This window comes from Sporocytophaga myxococcoides DSM 11118 (assembly GCF_000426725.1).
GTDB lineage: Bacteria > Bacteroidota > Bacteroidia > Cytophagales > Cytophagaceae > Sporocytophaga > Sporocytophaga myxococcoides.
Map to the genome: position 1 here is coordinate 139,576 of NZ_AUFX01000012.1, position 20,250 is coordinate 159,825.

Consider the following 20,250-nt stretch of genomic DNA (forward strand, 5'->3'; position numbering starts at 1 on the left):
AGATGAGGTTAATAAACCATCATCTTCATACAGAATACGCTTCCACCGGATTTAATAAATTCCGAAGTGTCCACTTCAATTACTTCAAATCCTTTTTTTACTAAATGGTGAAAAGTGATAATGCCTCCTTTTTGCATAAGCGCAACTTTCTTGCCTGTTATCTGATCATTGATAATATGAGCATTCAGGGAAAAATTTTGTGCAGCTTCATGCACAGGGATGGCAATTACTTCTCGGAACATTTTTTTAATTGTCTTCAAACCTTCTGTTGTAAATGCCTCGGCGCATATTAATACAGTTTCTTCATCAAGAGGTAAAAAACAGGTATCTAGATGATAGAAGTTTTCATTAATAAGTTCAAGAGCGACTATTGGCACATTCAATAACTGAGCAATTTCGTCATAAGCGTTTTTTTCCGAACGGAAACCATAACCACCGTAAAGGAGCATTTTGCCATAATGAGGTATCAGGTCACCCATTCCTTCAAAAAGAGTTGTTTTTACCAGTTTATTTATTTTGTATCCCTCATCCCGAAAGAATTCTTCAAAATAAGGCACTTCTTTCTGTCTGGAGCAGTGTCTCATTTTGCTGAGAATCACTTCTTTTTTCCCTGATTCATCTCTCCATGGAAATGTCTGGTTGGCAGCAAATACCATGTCTTCACAACCAGGAACGCCTGAAATTACATTTACAGAATCAAGTATACCAAGCTCTGCAAGTCGCACATATTCATTGCGGACGCTCTCCCACTGACTTGTTGCTAGTTCCTTGTCCATGTTTCCTAGGCCTTTTTCCATGTGTGGATTTTTGACATCTATGATATCAAAATATTCCGGACTAGCCATTAGAACTTTTCTTGGCTCAACCCTCGGGGGGATTTCATCAAGAGAAAAGTGTAAATTGTGATCGTAAACTTTTTTTTGAGTGTAAATCATAACTATGCTCCTCCTTTGATTTAAAACGTATTTTAAAAGTGTTGAGTTTTAGATCTGTTCGAATTAAATGATGAACAGTTTCCCTAAACAAAAGTTTTACCTTTACACTAACAACGAAAATGATCAGATCTATTGTGAATCAGGGTTATCGCATAGTACTATTTTTTATTTTGTTTTCCTGCAATGGAACCACAAAAGATACATCTGAAAAAGAGGGCCAAAAAGAACCTTTTCAGCTTGGAACTGAAGCCTGTATTGATTCCACAAAAATAAATCCGGAAACAGTTTGCATAGAAATATACGATCCCGTTTGTGGATGCAACGGCAAAAATTATCCTAATACCTGTTATGCAGAAAAGGCAGGTGTTACAAAATTTATTAAGGGAGAATGCAGATAAAAAAATTTGACCCGAAATTTATCAGGCCAAACGTCTATTTTTTTTTCGGCTCATTTTGAATGGCTAAAACAATATCTCTTTTCTTAATATAGACACTCCAAATTCCTTGAAATTCATTAATTAAGGTGCTTTTTGTTTGGCTTGATGTGGCAATACATTCTTTGGATGCCAATATTGGAGCCATATAAACAAAGAGCGTATCATTTACCGCCTGAAGGTTGGGCTTCATTTCCAGTTTATTTTCTCTATTGTATTTATAAGCATCTAAAAGTTGAGTTTCTATTTCGGATAAAAGGATTTTACTTTTAAAATTGGTGTCTATTTTGTTGATTTTGAGGACATCAATCGCTTTTGCCAGAGAATCGAGGTTATTAATTGATGCATAGCTACAAACTCGAACAGCTTCTTCGGTTTTTTTAGCCACTATAAGCGCTTCAAATTCCTTTTTTGAAGATTCATTGATCTTCCGGATTGCATTTTCACCGGTTTTATTTGCCATGTCAAAGATCTCCGATTCTGTAATCCTCACAATTTTTCTTTTTTGAAGCTCTTCCGAAATTCCTTTGGTATCAACGGAATTCTCGTTGCAGGCGGAGAGTATTACTATAAATAAAGCCCAAATGGCAAATAAATTGAATTTCATGGGACAAAACCCTTTCTTTTTGTGTTTGAATACAGTCACTTTCTATTCTTAGATTTTATTATCTTTGCAAACGCAAATTTCTAAAAAAACATGATTGATAAGCTCGAGGCCATTAAAAAAAGATTTGAGGAGGTTTCTGAATTAATTATTCAGCCTGAGGCAATGGCAGATATGAAAAAATATTCCGCACTGGGAAAAGAATATAAGGAACTGGAGAAGATAGTGCAGGTCTATAAAAAGTATAAAGGAATTCTGGATAATATCGATAGCGCCAAAAAAGTACTTGAAACAGAGAAAGATCCTGATTTCAGAGAAATGGCAAAGACAGAGCTGGATGAATTGGTTCCGGAAAAGGATAAGATGGAAGAGCTTGTCAAAGAAATGCTTATCCCGAAAGATCCTAATGACAGCAAAAACGTTATTCTTGAAATCCGCGCAGGTACTGGTGGTGACGAAGCTGCAATTTTTGCAGGAGATTTACACAGAATGTATCAGCGTCTGGCTGAGATTATGGGCTGGAAACTTGAACTTCTGGATTATACCGAAGGAACTTCAGGTGGTTACAAAGAGATCATCTGTACTGTTGCAGGTGAAGATGTCTATGGTAAACTGAAATTTGAATCTGGAGTGCACAGAGTACAAAGAGTACCGGCTACCGAAACTCAGGGTCGTGTACATACTTCTGCGGCTACTGTTGTGGCTCTTCCGGAAGTTGAGGATGTGGAAGTTGATATCAACATGAATGATATCAGAAAAGATACTTTCTGCTCTTCTGGTCCTGGTGGTCAGTCTGTAAACACTACCTATTCAGCTATTCGTCTTACACATATTCCTACTGGTGTGGTGGTACAGTGTCAGGATGAAAAATCTCAGATTAAGAACTTCGATAAAGCTCTGAAAGTATTGCGTTCAAGATTGTACGAAATTGAGCTTCAGAAGCAAAATGACGAAATCGGAGCTCAGAGAAAATCTCTTGTTGGTAGCGGTGACAGATCAGATAAAATCAGAACTTATAACTATCCTCAAGGTCGTGTTACTGACCACAGAATAGGTTATACTGTTTATAACCTGCCGGTTGTAATGGATGGTCATATTGAAGATTTCATAGAGCAACTTCGTATCGCTGAGAATGCAGAGAGATTGAAAGAAGGAGCTAAATAATTTTTAGAATAAAAATCAAATTTTAACGTTGGATTTTGGATATGACTTTTCAAAATTCAACGTTATTTTTTTAGGATTTATCCGATCAGAATGAAGAATATTGCTATTTGTTTTCTAAGCATTTTATGTTTTCTCGTGTGCTGTAAAAAAGCAGATGAAAAGCTGACTTCAGATCCTTCTGTAAAACTATCTTTTTCAAGAGACACTATTTTTTTTGATACTCTTTTTACTTCCGTTCCGAATATTACAAAAAGACTTTTGGTTTATAACCACAATAAAAATGCTGTTAAGGTGAGTCATATTTCGCTGGAAGGACTTGCTAATTCACCATATTCATTAATCATAAATGGTAAAAAATCATTTTCTGATTCCGATGTTGAAATCAGGGGGAAAGACAGCATTTATATTCTCATATCTGTATTGTTGAAGTCGACTGATACTGCGAATGCATATGTTGTCTCTGATAAAATTCTTTTTAATACCAATGGTAACGTTCAGTCTGTAGCACTGGAAAGTTTTGCCCAGAATGCAAACTTCTTTATTAATGCTCAAACAGGGTGTGATACCACCTGGAAGGCCGGAAAACCTTTTGTAATCTATAATCATGTCACCATTCCTGAAGGTTGCAAGCTTACAATTGAAAAAGGGACAAAAGTGCTCTTTCACAATGATGCTTCAATGAAAGTAGATGGAACATTGATTGTCAATGGAGAGAAGGGAAAAGAGGTGTTTTTTGGTTCGGATAAAAGAGGGAAAATTTATGAAGATCAGCCTGGTCAATGGGCAGGAATACAGTTTACTGCCAAAAGTAGAAACAATAGAATCAATTTTTCCATAATAGAAAATGCCGATACCGGCATCAGTCAGGAAACAGTGCCGGATAATGACACCATTCCTGAGTTGATATTGTCCAATTCTGTAGTGAGAAATATGAAAAATGAGGGCTTTTCTTTGGAGGCAGATACTTATTTATGGAATGACTTGGCTTATAATATTCTGGGGAATGGTATTCTTTCCAAAGGAAATGAAACAGTATATGTCAGACATTTCACTTTGGCAGGTTATTCATTTTCATTTTTCAGGGATTATCCATTATTGGATTTTTCACAATCAAATGGAAAAACAAGAATTGAAAACAGTATCATTTGGGGTGATAGAAGTTATGAAGTAGCTCCCGGAGGTGATTTTATTGTCACCAATTCCATCATTAGAAATTCTCAGCCAGTTCCCGGCAATGATCTTATTTCAAAAGACCCTCAATTCAAAAGTCCGTTTCGGGAGGATTTTCATCCCGATAGCCTTTCTCCAGCAATTGATACAGGCACTAATTTAGGTATATTAAAAGACCTTGATGATAAGAGCAGAGATGAAAAAGCGGATTTAGGAGCCTATGAAAGGTGATTTTCTTCAAAAAATAAACAGCTGTAATTCCTTCAATACAATTATTTAACGATCATAAAATCAGTAAAATTTAGCTTAAAAGGCATCTTGGAATCGGAAATTCTTTGTTCCTAACGCACTTTAAGTTAATTTTGATAATTATATCAAATAATCAAAAACTCTTTCATGGAAACTACAATAATATCTGCCTTAAGGGATAATCAAATCTTTGATCTAATTGCCCGCGAAAAAAGAAGACAGGAGAGTGGTGTTGAACTTATTGCTTCTGAGAATTTTACCTCTCGCCAGGTAATGGAGGCTATGGGTAGCGTATTAACAAACAAATATGCAGAAGGGCTGCCAGGCAAAAGATATTATGGCGGATGCGAGATTGTAGACCTTTCAGAGCAATTGGCTATTGACAGACTAAAGAAATTATTTAAAGTTGAATGGGCAAACGTGCAGCCGCACTCTGGTGCACAGGCAAATATGGCTGTGTTCCTTGCTTGCCTTACTCCTGGAGACACGATACTAGGATTTGACCTTTCTCACGGTGGTCACCTTTCTCATGGTTCGCCTGTAAACTTCTCAGGTAAGTATTTCAAACCTGTATTCTACGGAGTTGAAAAAGAAACCGGAATAATTAATCTTGATAAAGTTGAAGAAATAGCATTAAGAGAAAAACCGAAATTGATCGTTTGCGGTGCTTCTGCTTATTCAAGAGACTGGGATTACAAACGTTTCAGAGAAATTGCAGATAAAGTAGGTGCTGTATTGCTTGCAGATATTGCTCACCCAGCCGGACTTATAGCTAAAGGATTATTGAACGATCCAGTTCCTCATTGTCATTTTGTTACTTCTACTACTCACAAAACTCTTAGAGGTCCAAGAGGTGGTATCATCATGATGGGTAAAGATTTTGAAAACCCAATGGGTCTTAAAACTCCTAAAGGTGAAATCAGAATGATGTCTAACGTTATGGACATGGCTGTTTTCCCAGGAGTACAAGGTGGTCCGCTTGAGCACGTAATTGCTGCAAAAGCAGTTTCTTTCTTCGAAGCACTTTCTGATGATTATTTAGAGTATGCTAAGCAAGTGAAGAAGAATGCCCAGGTAATGGCTGATGCATTTAAGAAGAGAGGATATGAGATCATTTCAGGTGGTACAGACAATCACCTAATGCTTATCGATCTTAGATCTAAAGGTTTGACAGGTAAGTTTGCAGAGAATACACTTATACAGGCAGATATTACAATAAATAAAAACATGGTTCCGTTTGATGACAAATCTCCGTTTGTTACTTCCGGAATGAGAGTTGGTACAGCCGCTGTTACCACCAGAGGTATGAAAGAAGCCGATATGGAAAAAATCGTTGAGCTTATCGACACAGTATTGATGAGCAATGAAGATCAAAAGGTTATCCAGAAGGTGAAAAAAGACATCAACCACTGGATGGAAGACTTTCCTCTTTACGTATAAAAACTAATTTGTGGCAAAAGCTCAGAATAAAGAGATGTCATTTCTCGATCACCTTGAGGAATTGAGGTGGCATCTCATTAGATCGTTAATATCAATTGTTGTATTCTCTTTGGTTGCTTTCCTAGCAAAGGATTTCATCTTTCAGACGGTCATTCTGGGACCAGCCAAAACAGATTTCTGGACTTACAGAATGCTTTGCAAACTTGGTCCGGATTTGTGTATTGAAAAGATGAACTTTTCTCTCCAAAACAGGACATTAGGAGGTCAGTTTACAATGCACATCAATGCAGCATTTGTAATTGGGCTTATTCTTGCTTTCCCTTATACATTCTGGGAAATCTGGAGCTTTATAAAGCCGGGATTGTATCTGAAAGAGCAAAGCGCAGCAAGTGGTCTCCTGTTCTATGTAACTGTATTATTTGTTTCAGGGGTGCTTTTTGGTTATTACATTGTTTCTCCGATGTCTATTAACTTTCTTGCAAATTATTCCCTTGACCCAAGCATAGAAAACAATTTTGACCTAGCATCATATATTTCTACCCTTACTATGATGGTCCTCGGTAGCGGGTTGATGTTTCAATTGCCTGTGGCTGTATTTATCCTATCCAAATTGGGTGTAATGACTCCTGATTTTATGAGAACTTACAGAAGGCATGCAATAGTTGTGATCTTAACAGTTGCAGCGATCATTACTCCTCCTGATGTTCTTAGTCAGATAATAATTTCTCTGCCACTTTTTGTATTGTATGAAATAAGTATCTTTATCTCTGCTAGTGTAAACAAGAAGAGAAGGAAGAAAGAAGAAATGCAAGAGTTAACATACTCATAAGAAATATTAAGTCCTGCTTTGTTAAAAAGCAGGACTTTCATTTTTATCAATATTTAGATAATTAAATATAAATACCCAAATGATTAAAAAAATAGCGCTAGGTGGTGATCATGCCGGATACGCTTATAAAAAGGAAATAATAGCGGACCTTCAAAGCAAAGGTTACGAGGTAAAAGACTTTGGACCATTCAGTGAAGCTTCTGTTGACTATCCGGATTTTGTACATCCATTATCTCAGGCAGTGGAAAGCAAAGAGTTTGATTTTGGAATTCTGATTTGCGGAAGTGGAAATGGAGTTGCAATTACAGCAAATAAATATAAAGATATAAGAGCTTCGCTTTGCTGGACGAATGATCTTGCTGCGCTTGCGAGACAACATAATGACGCAAACGTACTATGCCTTCCTGCAAGGTTTATTGAGCTGGGAGATGCAAAGAAATTTGTTCAGACTTTCATCGAAACACCTTTTGAAGGAGGAAGACATCAGAACAGAGTTGATAAAATTAATAAATGCTATTAATGGGCTGTACTTTTTCGTATAGCCCTTCATCTACTTTTTTGTAAGCTGCCCCTAATGATGGAATTTTGGCAAATATCTTTTCTGCAAGATTACTTTTGTCAACAATAAAATCCGGTGAATCCCTTAAAAAGTCTCTGTATATCCCTGAAATATTTTCAAAGTTATTAAGATTGTCAAACCTTTTTTCAGCCAATTGCCAATCAAGGTATGGTGTAGCAAGTGTATTGTTAATATACATCTCCGGAAATTTTCCCAAAACCAATACTTTCTTCCCTTTTATTCCGTCAAATGGACTTTGTAGCGGAGAAGCTACCATAGAGTTGATATTCCATGTTTTGTTGCTCATCGAAGCTTTTGATGAAAATATAAAACTTATCCCTAAGATGAAGATGATGGTTCCTGCAAAAAAGGACTCCGAAAACACTTTGTGTCTTATAAGGGAAAACATGTGAGAAGCAAAAAAAGCCAGCGCTGGCACAAATATAAAGGTGGAGGAGGGAGTCAGATTGTTTGATAAAGCCAGTGAAAATACCCCAAAAATTATCCAAAGCAACATGGATTTGATGAGATTGTACTGAAAATTAACATAACGTGAAGAGTTAGCTATAATGAAGAATGAGAAAAGCATCATTATTGCCGGGGTCAATAAAATTAAAATATAGAGCTGAAGGCTACCGTAAATAGTCTTTTTATAATTGACAAAAGAAAGTACATAGTAGGTGACAAATTCAGAAGATCCGTTTTTAAGGAAATAGTAAGTCCAGGCAATCAAAAACGGAAATGCGAATCCTACAATTAACAGAAGAAACTTTCTAAGATTCAAAACGCCAAAGAATAAGTACGAAAGAAATGCAAAGAAAAAGAAAAGCCCTAGTTGAATGCTAAATAATGCTGCAATTCCTATAAAAACTCCAGAATAGAGCATATGCTCTTCTTTCAGATCATTACGAAGCTGTTGGAATATAAGAAATAGGGCTATCAGCAGAAAGGTAGTTCCCAGCAAAACGGGAAACAAAGTATTAAAATCGAAGAATAAAGTAGCAAAGAGGAAATAGAACAGAGCCGGTAAGACGCTTCTGTCTCTCAGGGCTCCAACTGCATTTAAGATTAAATTGAAGATAACGGCCTGGAAAATCACAAAAAGAGTAGATGTAATCCAAAGAGCGGTTTGGGATTTTCCAAAGATCAGATTCAGGAAATAATAAATTGAAGATGCTAATGGCCCTGCAGGATACCAGATGTCTCGGTACATTGAAGTCGAGGAATTCAACTTTTCTCCTATTGTGAGCCAACTGATTTCACTGAGAAGCAGAGGACTGCCATTTAGTAAGAATGACATTCTGATTATCAGAAATATAATAACTACAATCCCTAAGCGAAAGGGATCAAAAGTTTTGAAAAATCTAACCAAGGCAAAAGATTATTTGTTAATTTTCGATTAAAACTTGTTAATTAAAACTAAGTTTGAAGTAAATATAACTACTTGTTCATTTAATGGATATAATTTTAATAATTTCCATTAAATAAATCATCCTTCATCGATACGGAAAATGGACAGCAAAAGACAACAAAAAGTTTCCAGGCTAATACAAAAAGAAATGGGCGAACTTTTTCAGAGAGACACCAAAGGGATATTTGGGGGAGCATTTATTACAGTTACACATGTAAAAATCAGCCCGGATCTTGGGGTTGCTTCAATTTATTTAAGCTTTCTGAAAAGTAATAATCAGAGTGCCATCCTTCAGAATATCAGAGAAAATACAAAGCAGGTAAGGAAAATGCTGGGGGAAAAGGTCGGAAAACAGCTTCGAATAGTTCCTCAACTCGTTTTTCATATCGACGATACAGTTGAGTATGCCGCTAATATAGATAAGATCCTTTCCGGACTTGAAATACCTCCGGCGAAAAAAGAGGATGGAGAAAACGAAGAAGAATAATTTTAAATCCCTACAATTTTGAGTGTACCCTTTTTCATTGCAAGGCGCTATTTTTTATTTGGCAGGAAAATTAATTTTATCAATATAGTTTCTCTGCTCTCCATCCTTGTGGTTGCTTTTGTAACCATGTCTTTGGTGGTAGCATTAAGCGTATTCAATGGATTGGAAAATCTTATCCGATCACTTTACAATACTTTTGATCCGCAATTGAAGATTTCTGCTGTACAGGGAAAATCTTTTACAGTTGACCATGATTTTCTGGATAAGCTCAAATCCAGGGAAGGTATCGCCATTATTACGGAAGTAATAGAAGACAATGTGCTTGTCAAATACAAGGAAGATCAGATGGTGGTGAAAATGAAAGGGGTTTCCGACAGCTTTCTGAAGCAAAAGAGATTGGATTCCATGATTGTGGCAGGAGAGCTGAAGTTCCATGACAATGGAAAAGACTATGCGATCATTGGACGTGGAATTCAATATAACCTGGCTATATCTCTAAATAGCGAGATCAACCCTTTACAGGTATGGTATCCAAAAAATATTAAAGCTGTTGCATCTTTAAGTCCTGATAAAGTCTTTAGCAGAGAAAATATAAGGGCGGGAGCAGTCTTCGCAATTGAAAAGCAGTATGACGATAATTATATTTTCGTACCGCTGGATTTTGCTGAAAGGCTTCTGAACTATGGAAACAAAAGGACTTCTTTGGAGATAAAGATAAAAGATGGCTTTAAGATAAATAAAGTAAGAGATCAATTGAGAGAATTGCTTGGAGAGGACTTTCTGGTACAGAACAGTGATGAGCAGCATGCAAGCTTGCTTCGGGCTGTTAAAATTGAAAAACTGTTTATGTTTTTTACTATTTCATTTATCCTGGCTGTTGCATCTATGAATATATTTTTCTGTCTTACAATGCTTGCCATTAATAAGAAACGCGATGTTGCTATACTTTATTCATTAGGAGCAACGCCAAATATGGTAAGGGCAATTTTTCTTACTGAAGGCGCTATGATTGCATTTACCGGAGCTATTTTAGGACTTGTCTTAGGTATTGGTCTTTGCATTGCACAACAACAATTTGGAATGGTTTCTATGGGTATGGAAACATCGCTTGTGGATGCATATCCAGTTAAAATGGAAGTCACCGATTTTATAAGTACTGGTATCACAATTATTGTGATTACCTTTTTAGCCTCTGTAAGACCCGCAACCAGAGCCATTCAGGTAAGCATCAGGGAAAATATTTAAGAATCAGGACGATTCAGTTTTGTGTATAATTATCTTCTCTTTTTCATTTCTAATAAAACTGAATTTAGTATATTGTATACTTGTTTAATCCGAAATGAAAGTCTCAACTGCCGAACCGTTCCAAATAATCTATTCATTGTTTGAGCATGAATACCTGGGGTATCTTTTTGAATCGTATGTGGTTCAATTGGATGCCAATGGAAGGCTTACGTTCAAGCATCAGAATATTTCTTCAAAAAATGCAGAAGAGTTTTCAGCAGGTTTAAATGAGATAGATTTTAAACTGATACATCTTACCGATAGCATTCAACAGGATGCAATCCTTAAGAAGTTTTACAATAAAAAAGTTACTCCCGCTGAATTTTTCCTTAAAGTATATAATAAAGACAAGGGGGATGCCCTGCTTCAGGAAGCTATAGGGGATTATATTGAACACAGAAAGGCTGAAATCCTTGATTTGCTTCATGATAAAATGGTCTTTGAAATGGGTAACGATGGAGAATCGACCTGGAAGCGCATTCATCTGGCTCCTGAGAAAGCTTCAGTATTATTTCATTTCATGAGGAATGAAGATAATACACACTATTTCCCGACAATTAAATACGAAGGAGAAAAAGTAGAATTCCAATATAAGAACGCCATCATCATTTGTAACTCACCCGCATGGCTATTGGTTGGTGATAAAGTCTACAGCTTTAAAAAAGACGTAGATGGCAATAAGTTAAAACCTTTCCTTAACAAGAAATTCATAGTGGTGCCAAGGAAAATGGAAGATACCTACTATGAGAAGTTTGTAACACCGCTTATTGCAACTTTTGATGTTCATGCTAAGGGTTTTCAAATCTTTGCAGAAGATTATGAACCGAAACCTGTTATTACATTTACCGAACTCGCTACTGCAGGCAAGAGCCTGAACCTATTTAGCGCGGGCTCTGGTGATGTAGACGTGCAGGAAGCAGATGATTGTAAGATTGTATTTAACCTTGCTTTTCAGTATGGCAACTTTACATTCAATTCAGATGTCAATGGAAGCAATTATGTGAAAATGGAAAAGACCAAAGACTCTTATGTTTTTCATAAGGTGAAAAGGTCTATGGATTGGGAAAAATCAATTCTCGTAGAACTCAGAGATCTTGGCCTTGAGCTGAAAAACGGCAAGCTTATGCTTGAAAGGTTTGAAGCTTTTGCGTGGATGAATCGCTATAGAGATGAACTGGTAGCTAAAAACTTTGTTGTTCGACAGAATGTAAAAGATAACAAGAGGTATTTTGTTGGTGAAACCTCTATCAACTTAGAAGTTAAAGAAAACCAGGACTGGTTTGATATACATGTTACAGTAAAATTCGGTGATTTTGAAATTCCTTTCTTAAAACTTCGTAGTTACATTCTTAGAAAGAAGAAGGAGTTTGCTCTTCCTAACGGAGAAATAGCTGTCATTCCTGAAGAATGGTTTACGCAGTATGCAGAGCTGTTCGCCTTCATGGAAGATCCGAGTGATGAGAATGATCTTAAGCTGAAGAAGCACCATCTTGCACTTGTACAGGAACTGCATAGTGGGAACCTGGCGAAGGTTACAATCAGTCAGAAGCTTGAAAAGCTTAAGGAGTTTGAAGAGATAGAAGACCATCCGATTCCTGAAGGGTTCCTTGGTGAACTAAGACCTTATCAGAAGGCAGGTTACAACTGGATGCAATTCCTTTATAAGTATAAGTTCGGTGGCTGTCTTGCTGATGACATGGGTCTTGGAAAGACAGTGCAAACGCTAGCTTTTCTTCAATCATTAAAGGAAAATGGTGCGACAAGCGCAACGCTGCTTATAATGCCGACATCCTTGTTATATAACTGGGAAATGGAAGCACGTAAGTTTACTCCTTCCTTGAGAATATTGAACTATACAGGAACAGGAAGAGATAAGAATGTTGAGCAGTTTGAATCTTATGATCTTGTTCTTTCTTCATACGGAACAGTTAGGATAGATATAGAGCATCTGAAGAATTACTATTTCAACTATATTATTCTCGACGAATCGCAGGCCATCAAAAACCCTGACAGCAATATTGCCAAAGCCGTTCGTGACCTCAAGTCTACTCACAGACTGATTCTTACCGGTACTCCTATTGAAAACAGTACTATGGATCTCTGGTCTCAGATTACCTTTGCCAATCCTGGTTTATTGGGAAGTCAGTCTTTCTTCAGAAATGAATTCCTGAATCCGATTGAGAAGAAAAGAGATGATGTAAAGATCAAAAGACTATACTCTATTATCAAGCCATTTATCCTTAGAAGACAAAAGTCTCAGGTAGCAAAAGACCTTCCAGAAAAAATCGAGAATGTTAAGTTCTGCCGCATGACCGCTTCTCAGGAGGCGGAATATGAAAAGGTAAAATCAAGCTACAGGAACATGATCCTGGAGTCTATTGAAGAGAAGGGTGTTGGAAATTCTCAATTCCTCCTGCTTCAAGGTCTTACCAAATTAAGGCAGCTTGCCAACCATCCTTTAATGGTTGATGAGAACTACGAAGGAGATTCAGGCAAGATGGAGGATGTCCTTTACATGCTTGAAAATGCCATTAGCAAGAATCACAAAATACTTATATTTAGTCAGTTCGTAAAGCACCTTAGCATACTTAGAAAGTATCTTGATGAAAAGAAAGTCACGTATGCTTATCTTGATGGTTCTACCAAAGATAGAAAGGCGCAGGTTGACTACTTCCAGGATAATGAAGAGGTGCGGGTATTTTTGATAAGTCTGAAAGCTGGTGGTGTTGGTCTTAACCTTACTGCTGCTGATTATGTCTTCATCCTCGATCCATGGTGGAATCCGGCAATTGAGGCGCAGGCAGTAGACAGAGCTTACAGAATAGGTCAAAAGAATAAAGTATTTACCTATAAGTTTATTTCTCAGAATACTGTAGAAGAAAAAATATTGAACCTTCAGAAGAATAAGTTAAAGCTTGCAGAAGAGCTTATCACAACAGAAGAAAGCTTTGTGAAGAACCTGTCCAGAGAAGATATACAATCGATTTTTGATTAGTAGAAGTTAAAGTTTAAAGCACAAAGCGAAAAGCACAAAGTTTGATTCCACCTGGAGATGTCATGCTGGCATTTCCCTGTCGATAAGGTAGGCTTTAAAACTTTCCGCCTTCCGCTTTAAGCTTTCCGCTTACAAAGATATATCAGCTCATTTTCTCCCAGCCCATATTTTGCAGCTGCTAAATTCCCCACTTCTTTGGCCAGGTCAATTATCGCTACTTCAAAACCACCATTTTTAAGCCTTTCAGGGAAGTCTTTTCCGTGTTTCCTGAAGATCTCCTGGTTCTCGGCATTCTGCATTCCAGAAGCCTCAAAAGTGGCTGAAAGATCCTCATAGATTTTTGTCATAATGATAACAGATCCATCAGGCTTTACTACTCTTCTTAACTCAGATAACGCTTTAAATTCATCAGGAACATGCCCCAATACGTGGCTGCAGATTATGACGTCAAAATGATTGTCCGGAAAGCCAATTGATTGTATGTCCACTTGTTGCATGGCAAGCTCAGGATTGATATCTCCTGAGATATAGGTGAGGTTTTTCCTTTTGCGGAATATTTGTTCCAGTTTGTATTCCGGAGCAAAATGAAGTACACTTAGTTTATCATAAATAAAATTTGTTCTATCTCTCAAATAAAGATATAAAACCCTGTTGCGTTCAAGGGTGTTGCAGGATGGGCACACAGCATTTTGTCTTTTTACATTTCCGTGCGGAAGAAACTTTGTAAAATTTTTATTGCAGCAAACGCATGTTACTTTCGATCCTGAATAAAAGAAACCTCTTATAAAGAATTTTGTATGATGAAGTTTTATCCTGGTTTTTTCGGAAAGGATAGTTTTGTAAATTTTCTTAATTATTTGCAGCATTGGGCAAGGGCAAAAATTGAATCGTTAAGTTAAAGGATATTTATCAAAAACGAAGCATAGTGAATTGTCATGCCCAAATTTTAGCAATAGAAATTGTCAATTTAGATTTCTAAGAATATCAGTTATAATTGGTGCTGCCACTTCAGATACAAAATGCTCGGTAAAGTAGCAAGAACTATTTCGAGAGGAATTTCTATATAAATACTTTGAAGGGTAGATCTTGTATGGCTTACCTTGAAGGTTTTTTTTCAAAGGGGTAGCATCGTATTGCTGATGTTTATAAGCAGAACCTTCATAGCTGATTTTCCTTGAGTATAAAAAATCATATTGGTTTTTTATAAAATAATTATCGTAAATGCCTGAGCTTTGAGATTGTGCATAGCCAGCAAAAAATAAGCTTATAAAAATAACAGTTACAATTTTCTTCATTTTAGTAATAGTGAAATGCTTTTCTATAAAATATAAGTCCTTTACTAAAAGGTTGTAAGCCTTAATTCTTTATTTTACTATTTCCATTGTATATTTATTTACCTTAAATCTTTTTATCAGAATTTTTATAAAATATTAAAATTTAAATAACATGGATCCAACAAAACTTTCATTTTTTAAAAATTTACTTTTGTCTGGAATTATTTTTCTAACAATTGTTTCGTGCAAAAAAGATCCTGAAGTTACAGCCGACCACTATGATTTTGTCTTTGGAGTTTATAACTTTTCCTGGTCTACTTATGTCGATTTATATGCTGTGCGTAATGGAAAAGTCTATCCTGTTAATAAAAATGATTATAAGGGATCTGATGAATTTACATTCAGTGATAAACCATTATCCCAGGATAGATACATTATCTCGCATAAGCTAAGAAACAAATTTCCTGAATATCTAAGAAATTCAACGCAGAACGTTTTTGGGTGCCCGGGTTGTGGGGATCAAAGCACCATTTATGTAGAGCTCACTGAAAATGGCAAGAAAAGATCGTGGCAATTGGACGAGGGAAATAATGGTCAGAAGGATGTTGATGAATTTGCTGGAGAAATTAAGAAGACACTCGAATTATTAAAGTAAGATTTTATAATGAGTTAAATAAAGATGATTCGTTATTTCCCTAACGAATCATCTTATTTATTACTGGTTTTCCTTCCAACCTGAAATCTCCCTCCAGGTCTACCCAAGACTTGCAGCCTCCATATTCCGGCAGTAATTCAATAGTTTGCGGTTCGTTCAATTTGTATATTTGAACAATCAATAGATGCGCTCTTTTTTCCCATCTTTCAAATCGTTCTTTGATGATTCCCTCGCTCCATGCATGAAAGGGATATAACTTGACAAGCGTGTCCCACTCTGTGATAATCCTGCTGTCAGCAATCTCCGCAAAATACTCAACTCTTACTTTATCTTGTTCTTTATGAAACTTATCCGGATCAAAACCTTCGAACCAGTCACTTTTTACCAAGTCTTTTGCCTGATGGAAAAGGGTAGGAAACAATAAGAATTTTTTTGTCTTAATTTCAAAGTCAGAACCTTCTTCATGTATACCTCCTTTTCGGATGATGATGTTCTGCTTCCCTGTTCCCAAGGCTTCAACAATATATGACCATTCTTTAAATGCAGGAGTCATGATTTAAACTTTATAGGTGATTATAAAAACTTAAGCATTATTTTAAATTAAGTGTTACCCATTGAAAAATCCTGTTAATCACTTTAGTCAATAACTTGATTGCAACTATTATTTGTTAATTAACATGGACATTCTTTTAATACTTAATCCTGGTTATTTTTTGGTAAACGTTCAGTAATGCAGGAATAAAAATAATAGAGTAAATGCAGATTTAAACATTTTTATTCCCTATTTTATTTTTGGAATTGTAAGTTTGATACATTAACCACTGCTTATCAAAACATTGAAAGATATTCTAATCATAGGAGGAGGGCTCGGTGGGCTCATTACTTCAATTTGCCTTGCAGATAAGGGATATAATGTTTTAGTGATAGAAAAGAAAGAATACCCCTTTCATAAGGTCTGTGGAGAATACATCTCTAATGAAGTAAAACCATTTTTACAGTCCATAGGATTGAATCTGGCAGATCTTTGTCCTTCTGAAATCAGCAGGCTTAAAGTTACTTCTCCGCTTGGTGCGGAAGTAAACATGCAACTTGATCTAGGCGGATTCGGGCTCAGTCGTTATACACTTGATCGCGCTTTATATGAACTTGCAAAATCAAAAGGAGTAAGTTTTCTTTTAAAAGGCCAGGTTGAAGATGTGAACTTTGAAGGCGATAGCTTCAATATAAAACTACAGGATGGCTCAGAGCATTATGCCCGCATCGTTGTTGGGAGTTTTGGAAAAAGATCAAACCTGGACAGGCAACTCAATCGCAAATTTTTCTTTAAAAGGTCTCCTTACATTGGAGTGAAATACCATATCAGAACTGAGTTCCCTGATGATCTGATCGCTTTGCACAACTTTAAAGATGGTTACTGTGGTATATCAAAAATTGAAGACAATAAATATTGCCTATGTTATTTGAGTTCAAGAAATAATCTGAAAGATCATGGGAACATTGATGAGATGGAGAAAGAGGTACTTTTCAGGAACAGGCATTTAAAGTACATTTTTGAGAATTCTGATTTTCTATATAAAAAGCCGGAAGTAATAAATGAAATAAGCTTCGAAAAGAAAGAAGCTGTATCCAATCATCTCTTGTTTTGCGGAGATGCAGCCGGCATGATCTCTCCTCTTTGTGGCAATGGAATGGCGATGGCTATTCATTCTGCAAAGATCCTTTCTGAGCTTATCTCGATACATTTTGTAAAGTCATCTTTAGACAGACAACTTTTGGAAGCTCAATATTCATCGAAGTGGAATGAATTGTTTTCAACCAGATTGTTTGTGGGGAGGCAAATACAAAAGTTATTCGGACAAGACCTGATGACAGAACTTTCTATAAGGTTCCTGAATAGTGCCAAACCCGTTTCCAGGCAACTTATAAAAATGACACATGGTAAGCCCTTCTAGATATAGTTAAGAACAGTCAGAAAAATAAAGAAAGCTATAAATCCTAGTGAGGATAGCATATTCAGTGTCATGGTTGATTTAAAGTTTGCTGCTTTTTCATCCTTTAAGACTTTTACAAACCAGGTTAAAAAGTAAACCAATGTAGGCAGCATAAATAAAGGGAAAGCGTAAAGCGCTATCAGAAGATTTTTTGAAAGAAAATAATACACAAACCCACCTGAGCCAATTGTAAAGACCAATCCTGTCCAGATGAAAGTGCCTCTGATTCCAAGCATTCTGCTGAATGTCTGATCTCCTCTTCTTCCATCTTCATTATGTTGATATACTTGCGTCATAGGGTATGATCCTAAAAGGATCATAGTACAAAGTGAAGCAGGAAGAATGAGATCATAAAAATTGGCATCAGAATATGATAATCCATTAATTGACAAATAAGACATCAGATAAGTCCAGATACCTTGAAAGAAAGAAACGACAAGAAGTCCACCTATGGGATATTTCTTTAATCTTGTTGAAGGGTGGCTGTACGCTTTGCTTGCCATTGCGACAATAAAGACCATTAAGGCAAATTGCCATCCTATAATAAATGAAAGACCAATAGCTATAAACTCAAATAGTAAGGATGTATAATACAACTCTTTAGAAACCGGAGGTGGATTTTCAATGCCTCCAATACTCTCTTCATCTTTGTCAAAATAGCTGTTATAGCCATTACTCGAGGGATAAAAAAAGAGGTGAATTATAATGAATGAAAGAATCAAATAAGGTATATTGGGATTTGGTGACTGGCTTAAAGCAAAGATGAAGAAAGGCATCAAAAAAATTGAGAAGGGAATTCTCAAGTGTATTAATGTTGATTTTTGAATCATCATTGTTTTAAGAGTTTTTAACAAGATAGATAAAATTTTGTTTCTAAGGAATGAAAAGTTTCATTACAGCGATAGGTACTGCAAATCCTGCATACGGCTTCCCTCAGTTAAAAATTGCGGAGTTCATGTCGGATGCTGTTTCCATGAATGAAGAAGAAAGACAAAGGTTGTTTACCTTATATCGTGCATCTGGAATAAAACATAGATATTCTGTCTTGCCTGATTTTGGTACTGCATTTGAGCATTCTGATTTTTTCAGACCTGGAGATAAAACCGCAATGCCCTCTGTGTCTGAAAGGTTGGCTCTTTATAGGCAAGAGGCGCTGCCTTTGAGTATCGTTGCAATTGAGAATTGTCTTGATCAATTAGGATCTTTTCCCAAAGATAAGATAACTCATCTTATTACTGTTTCATGTACTGGCATGTATGCTCCAGGCCTCGATCTGGATATTGTTCAATCACTTGGATTATCTCATTCCGTGAATAGGACATGTGTTAATTTTATGGGATGTTATGCTGCATTTTCCGGATTGAAAGTTGCGGATGCTATCTGTAAAGCAGACAAAAATGCTGTTGTATTAATGGTTTGTGTTGAGCTTTGCACCATTCATTATCAGAAGAGTATGAATTGGGATCACATTCTGTCTAATGCAATATTCGGTGATGGAGCAGCAGCAGTGATTGTTCAGGCTGAAAGGCCAAAAGGGTTAGCATTGAGCCCTGAGTTATTTTATTGTGAATTGCTTCCTGAAGGCCGCAAAGACATGGCCTGGTCTATAGCTGACTTTGGTTTCGAAATGACTTTATCCTCTTATGTTCCTTCAATGATAAAAAGTGGAATAAAAGAATTAACCAAAAACCTTTTATCCAAGCTAAGTTACAATGTTGATGAAATAGATTATTTCGCCATTCATCCCGGAGGAAAGAAGATACTTGAAGTAATAAAGGATGAGCTGGAAATAAACAAGCAGAAGTGTCAGCAGAGTTTTGACGTGCTTGCTGAATATGGGAATATGTCTTCTCCATCTGTTCTGTTTGTTTTAAAAAGGATTATGCAGGATTTGCAAGATGATTTTTCCTCGAAAAGAATTTTATCATTTGCTTTTGGTCCAGGGCTTACAATGGAATCTATGATTTTGGAAGTTGTTCCATCAGAATTTACCAAAGCCCTTGAAGATGATAAGGAGTTTATCAATATAGAAGCAGTATGAGTCGTTTTTTGCAAAGATCAGCAGACCCTGAAATTATGGACGACCTGGAGTTCGAAGGGGAGGTTCTTGGTCAAACGTTAGATGAAATTGAATTTATAAATAAATGGTTAGGGGGTAATGCAGTAACGTTGGATGCTGTTAAAAGGGTTATTAAGGAAGGTAAGTTGCAAGCATCGGATAGTCCTATTACTATTTCTGATCTCGGATGCGGTGGAGGAGAAATGCTTTCACTCATTTATAAATGGGCACAGTCAAAAAGTATAAAAGTAAACCTTATTGGAATTGATGCTAACGACTATGTGGTGAATCATGCAGCAAAAAAAGTTCCTTTACATAACAGTATATCATTTAAAAAATTTAATGTGCTGGATAATGATTTCAGAAATGAATTATTTGATATAAGCACTTGTACACTATTTTGTCATCATTTTGAAGATGATGTTTTTGTAGATTTTTTAAAGCAATTGAGGAAACAAACGCGTGTTGCTATCATAATTAATGACATTCACAGGCATTGGTTTGCTTATTATTCCATAAAATACCTTACGGGGTTGTTCTCCAAGTCATATATGGTGAAATATGATGCTCAGCTTTCGGTGCTTAGAGCATTCAAGAAGAAAGAACTGGAACTTTTAATTGCCAAGGCAGGATTCACCAAATTCGATATCCGTTGGAAATGGGCGTTCCGTTTTCAGGTTATTTTGTGGTGTGATTAATCGGACTTAAGA

20 protein-coding genes are annotated in these 20,250 nt (G+C 36.4%); 13 read left to right on the top strand and 7 right to left on the bottom strand.

All coding sequences use genetic code 11. From position 1 onward, the window contains the following. Positions 1–8 precede the first annotated feature (8 nt). Positions 9–935: a dimethylarginine dimethylaminohydrolase family protein gene (locus K350_RS0115920; protein ID WP_028980754.1), complete on the bottom strand. Its 927-nt coding sequence runs from the start codon at positions 933–935 to the stop codon at positions 9–11. A 119-nt stretch (positions 936–1,054) separates the two neighbouring features. Between K350_RS0115920 and K350_RS29115 the strand changes: the two genes are divergently transcribed. Next, positions 1,055–1,333, top strand: a complete 279-nt coding sequence (locus K350_RS29115; protein ID WP_037575978.1) for a Kazal-type serine protease inhibitor family protein — start codon at positions 1,055–1,057, stop codon at positions 1,331–1,333. Between the two features lie 34 nt (positions 1,334–1,367). On the opposite strand, the gene K350_RS0115930 is transcribed toward K350_RS29115, so the two are convergent. Next, on the bottom strand, positions 1,368–1,976 hold the full coding sequence (locus tag K350_RS0115930) for a hypothetical protein (protein ID WP_028980755.1): 609 nt from the start codon (positions 1,974–1,976) through the stop codon (positions 1,368–1,370). A gap of 90 nt (positions 1,977–2,066) precedes the next feature. On the opposite strand from K350_RS0115930, the gene prfA reads away from it, so the two are divergent. From prfA to rpiB, 5 genes are all read left to right on the top strand, one after another. Continuing rightward, positions 2,067–3,137 carry a peptide chain release factor 1 gene (gene prfA / locus K350_RS0115935; RefSeq protein ID WP_028980756.1) on the top strand — a complete coding sequence of 357 codons (1,071 nt, stop codon included), beginning with the start codon at positions 2,067–2,069 and terminating at the stop codon, positions 3,135–3,137. 90 nt (positions 3,138–3,227) lie between these two features. Next, a complete protein-coding gene (locus tag K350_RS0115940; protein WP_028980757.1) occupies positions 3,228–4,538 on the top strand; it encodes a hypothetical protein in 1,311 nt (436 codons plus the stop codon). 165 nt (positions 4,539–4,703) lie between these two features. Beyond that, complete coding sequence (gene glyA, locus K350_RS0115945; RefSeq protein WP_028980758.1) at positions 4,704–5,996, top strand: serine hydroxymethyltransferase; 1,293 nt, start codon at positions 4,704–4,706, stop codon at positions 5,994–5,996. A gap of 10 nt (positions 5,997–6,006) precedes the next feature. Then, on the top strand, positions 6,007–6,825 hold the full coding sequence (tatC, locus tag K350_RS29120) for a twin-arginine translocase subunit TatC (RefSeq protein WP_342665052.1): 819 nt from the start codon (positions 6,007–6,009) through the stop codon (positions 6,823–6,825). A 79-nt stretch (positions 6,826–6,904) separates the two neighbouring features. Continuing rightward, entirely contained in the window at positions 6,905–7,345 is a 441-nt protein-coding gene (rpiB, locus tag K350_RS0115955; RefSeq protein WP_028980759.1) for a ribose 5-phosphate isomerase B, read from the top strand. On the opposite strand, the gene K350_RS0115960 is transcribed toward rpiB, so the two are convergent. Then, positions 7,329–8,684 (bottom strand): hypothetical protein, encoded by a 1,356-nt coding sequence (locus tag K350_RS0115960; RefSeq protein WP_028980760.1) that lies wholly within the window; start codon positions 8,682–8,684, stop codon positions 7,329–7,331. The two genes, rpiB and K350_RS0115960, sit on opposite strands and share 17 nt — an antisense overlap. Before the next feature lie 211 nt (positions 8,685–8,895). Here K350_RS0115960 and rbfA point away from each other — a divergent pair, with 211 nt between their 5' ends. The 3 genes from rbfA (at position 8,896) to K350_RS0115975 (ending at position 13,561) form a co-directional block, all read left to right on the top strand. Then, a complete protein-coding gene (rbfA, locus tag K350_RS0115965) occupies positions 8,896–9,282 on the top strand; it encodes a 30S ribosome-binding factor RbfA (RefSeq protein WP_028980761.1) in 387 nt (128 codons plus the stop codon). Between the two features lie 18 nt (positions 9,283–9,300). After that, positions 9,301–10,527 (top strand): ABC transporter permease, encoded by a 1,227-nt coding sequence (locus tag K350_RS0115970; protein WP_028980762.1) that lies wholly within the window; start codon positions 9,301–9,303, stop codon positions 10,525–10,527. A gap of 94 nt (positions 10,528–10,621) precedes the next feature. Beyond that, positions 10,622–13,561 carry a DEAD/DEAH box helicase gene (locus K350_RS0115975; protein ID WP_028980763.1) on the top strand — a complete coding sequence of 980 codons (2,940 nt, stop codon included), beginning with the start codon at positions 10,622–10,624 and terminating at the stop codon, positions 13,559–13,561. Positions 13,562–13,677: 116 nt separating this feature from the next. Here K350_RS0115975 and K350_RS0115980 read toward each other — a convergent pair whose 3' ends face one another. After that, complete coding sequence (locus K350_RS0115980; protein ID WP_028980764.1) at positions 13,678–14,427, bottom strand: class I SAM-dependent methyltransferase; 750 nt, start codon at positions 14,425–14,427, stop codon at positions 13,678–13,680. Between the two features lie 96 nt (positions 14,428–14,523). Next, positions 14,524–14,856, bottom strand: coding sequence for a hypothetical protein (locus tag K350_RS0115985; protein ID WP_028980765.1), 333 nt, complete (start codon positions 14,854–14,856; stop codon positions 14,524–14,526). Positions 14,857–15,007: 151 nt separating this feature from the next. Here K350_RS0115985 and K350_RS0115990 point away from each other — a divergent pair, with 151 nt between their 5' ends. Further along, positions 15,008–15,490, top strand: coding sequence for a hypothetical protein (locus K350_RS0115990; RefSeq protein WP_028980766.1), 483 nt, complete (start codon positions 15,008–15,010; stop codon positions 15,488–15,490). 40 nt (positions 15,491–15,530) lie between these two features. On the opposite strand, the gene K350_RS0115995 is transcribed toward K350_RS0115990, so the two are convergent. Then, a complete protein-coding gene (locus K350_RS0115995) occupies positions 15,531–16,043 on the bottom strand; it encodes a DUF1802 family protein (RefSeq protein WP_028980767.1) in 513 nt (170 codons plus the stop codon). Positions 16,044–16,326: 283 nt separating this feature from the next. On the opposite strand from K350_RS0115995, the gene K350_RS0116000 reads away from it, so the two are divergent. Continuing rightward, positions 16,327–17,442 carry an NAD(P)/FAD-dependent oxidoreductase gene (locus tag K350_RS0116000; protein WP_028980768.1) on the top strand — a complete coding sequence of 372 codons (1,116 nt, stop codon included), beginning with the start codon at positions 16,327–16,329 and terminating at the stop codon, positions 17,440–17,442. Here the strand turns inward: K350_RS0116000 and K350_RS0116005 are convergent. Beyond that, positions 17,439–18,314 (bottom strand): UbiA family prenyltransferase, encoded by an 876-nt coding sequence (locus K350_RS0116005; RefSeq protein WP_245598667.1) that lies wholly within the window; start codon positions 18,312–18,314, stop codon positions 17,439–17,441. The two genes, K350_RS0116000 and K350_RS0116005, sit on opposite strands and share 4 nt — an antisense overlap. A 47-nt stretch (positions 18,315–18,361) precedes the next feature. Here K350_RS0116005 and K350_RS29125 point away from each other — a divergent pair, with 47 nt between their 5' ends. Both K350_RS29125 and K350_RS0116015 read left to right on the top strand, forming a co-directional pair. Beyond that, on the top strand, positions 18,362–19,522 hold the full coding sequence (locus tag K350_RS29125; RefSeq protein ID WP_051313201.1) for a type III polyketide synthase: 1,161 nt from the start codon (positions 18,362–18,364) through the stop codon (positions 19,520–19,522). Next, entirely contained in the window at positions 19,519–20,238 is a 720-nt protein-coding gene (locus K350_RS0116015) for a methyltransferase domain-containing protein (protein ID WP_028980770.1), read from the top strand. Before K350_RS29125 ends, K350_RS0116015 begins: the two co-directional genes overlap by 4 nt. Positions 20,239–20,250: the final 12 nt, after the last annotated feature.

Coding starts and splice junctions, on each gene's coding strand:
- K350_RS0116015 (WP_028980770.1), top strand. CDS start 19,519: ATGAGTCGTTTTTTGCAAAGATCAGCAGACCCTGAAATTATGGACGAC.
- K350_RS0115960 (WP_028980760.1), bottom strand. CDS start 8,684: ATGTCATTCTTACTAAATGGCAGTCCTCTGCTTCTCAGTGAAATCAGT.
- K350_RS0116005 (WP_245598667.1), bottom strand. CDS start 18,314: ATGATGATTCAAAAATCAACATTAATACACTTGAGAATTCCCTTCTCA.
- K350_RS0115920 (WP_028980754.1), bottom strand. CDS start 935: ATGATTTACACTCAAAAAAAAGTTTACGATCACAATTTACACTTTTCT.
- K350_RS0115985 (WP_028980765.1), bottom strand. CDS start 14,856: ATGAAGAAAATTGTAACTGTTATTTTTATAAGCTTATTTTTTGCTGGC.
- K350_RS0115975 (WP_028980763.1), top strand. CDS start 10,622: ATGAAAGTCTCAACTGCCGAACCGTTCCAAATAATCTATTCATTGTTT.
- prfA (WP_028980756.1), top strand. CDS start 2,067: ATGATTGATAAGCTCGAGGCCATTAAAAAAAGATTTGAGGAGGTTTCT.
- K350_RS29115 (WP_037575978.1), top strand. CDS start 1,055: ATGATCAGATCTATTGTGAATCAGGGTTATCGCATAGTACTATTTTTT.
- rbfA (WP_028980761.1), top strand. CDS start 8,896: ATGGACAGCAAAAGACAACAAAAAGTTTCCAGGCTAATACAAAAAGAA.
- K350_RS0115995 (WP_028980767.1), bottom strand. CDS start 16,043: ATGACTCCTGCATTTAAAGAATGGTCATATATTGTTGAAGCCTTGGGA.
- K350_RS0115940 (WP_028980757.1), top strand. CDS start 3,228: ATGAAGAATATTGCTATTTGTTTTCTAAGCATTTTATGTTTTCTCGTG.
- glyA (WP_028980758.1), top strand. CDS start 4,704: ATGGAAACTACAATAATATCTGCCTTAAGGGATAATCAAATCTTTGAT.
- K350_RS29125 (WP_051313201.1), top strand. CDS start 18,362: ATGAAAAGTTTCATTACAGCGATAGGTACTGCAAATCCTGCATACGGC.
- K350_RS0115980 (WP_028980764.1), bottom strand. CDS start 14,427: ATGCTGCAAATAATTAAGAAAATTTACAAAACTATCCTTTCCGAAAAA.
- rpiB (WP_028980759.1), top strand. CDS start 6,905: ATGATTAAAAAAATAGCGCTAGGTGGTGATCATGCCGGATACGCTTAT.
- K350_RS0115990 (WP_028980766.1), top strand. CDS start 15,008: ATGGATCCAACAAAACTTTCATTTTTTAAAAATTTACTTTTGTCTGGA.
- K350_RS0115930 (WP_028980755.1), bottom strand. CDS start 1,976: ATGAAATTCAATTTATTTGCCATTTGGGCTTTATTTATAGTAATACTC.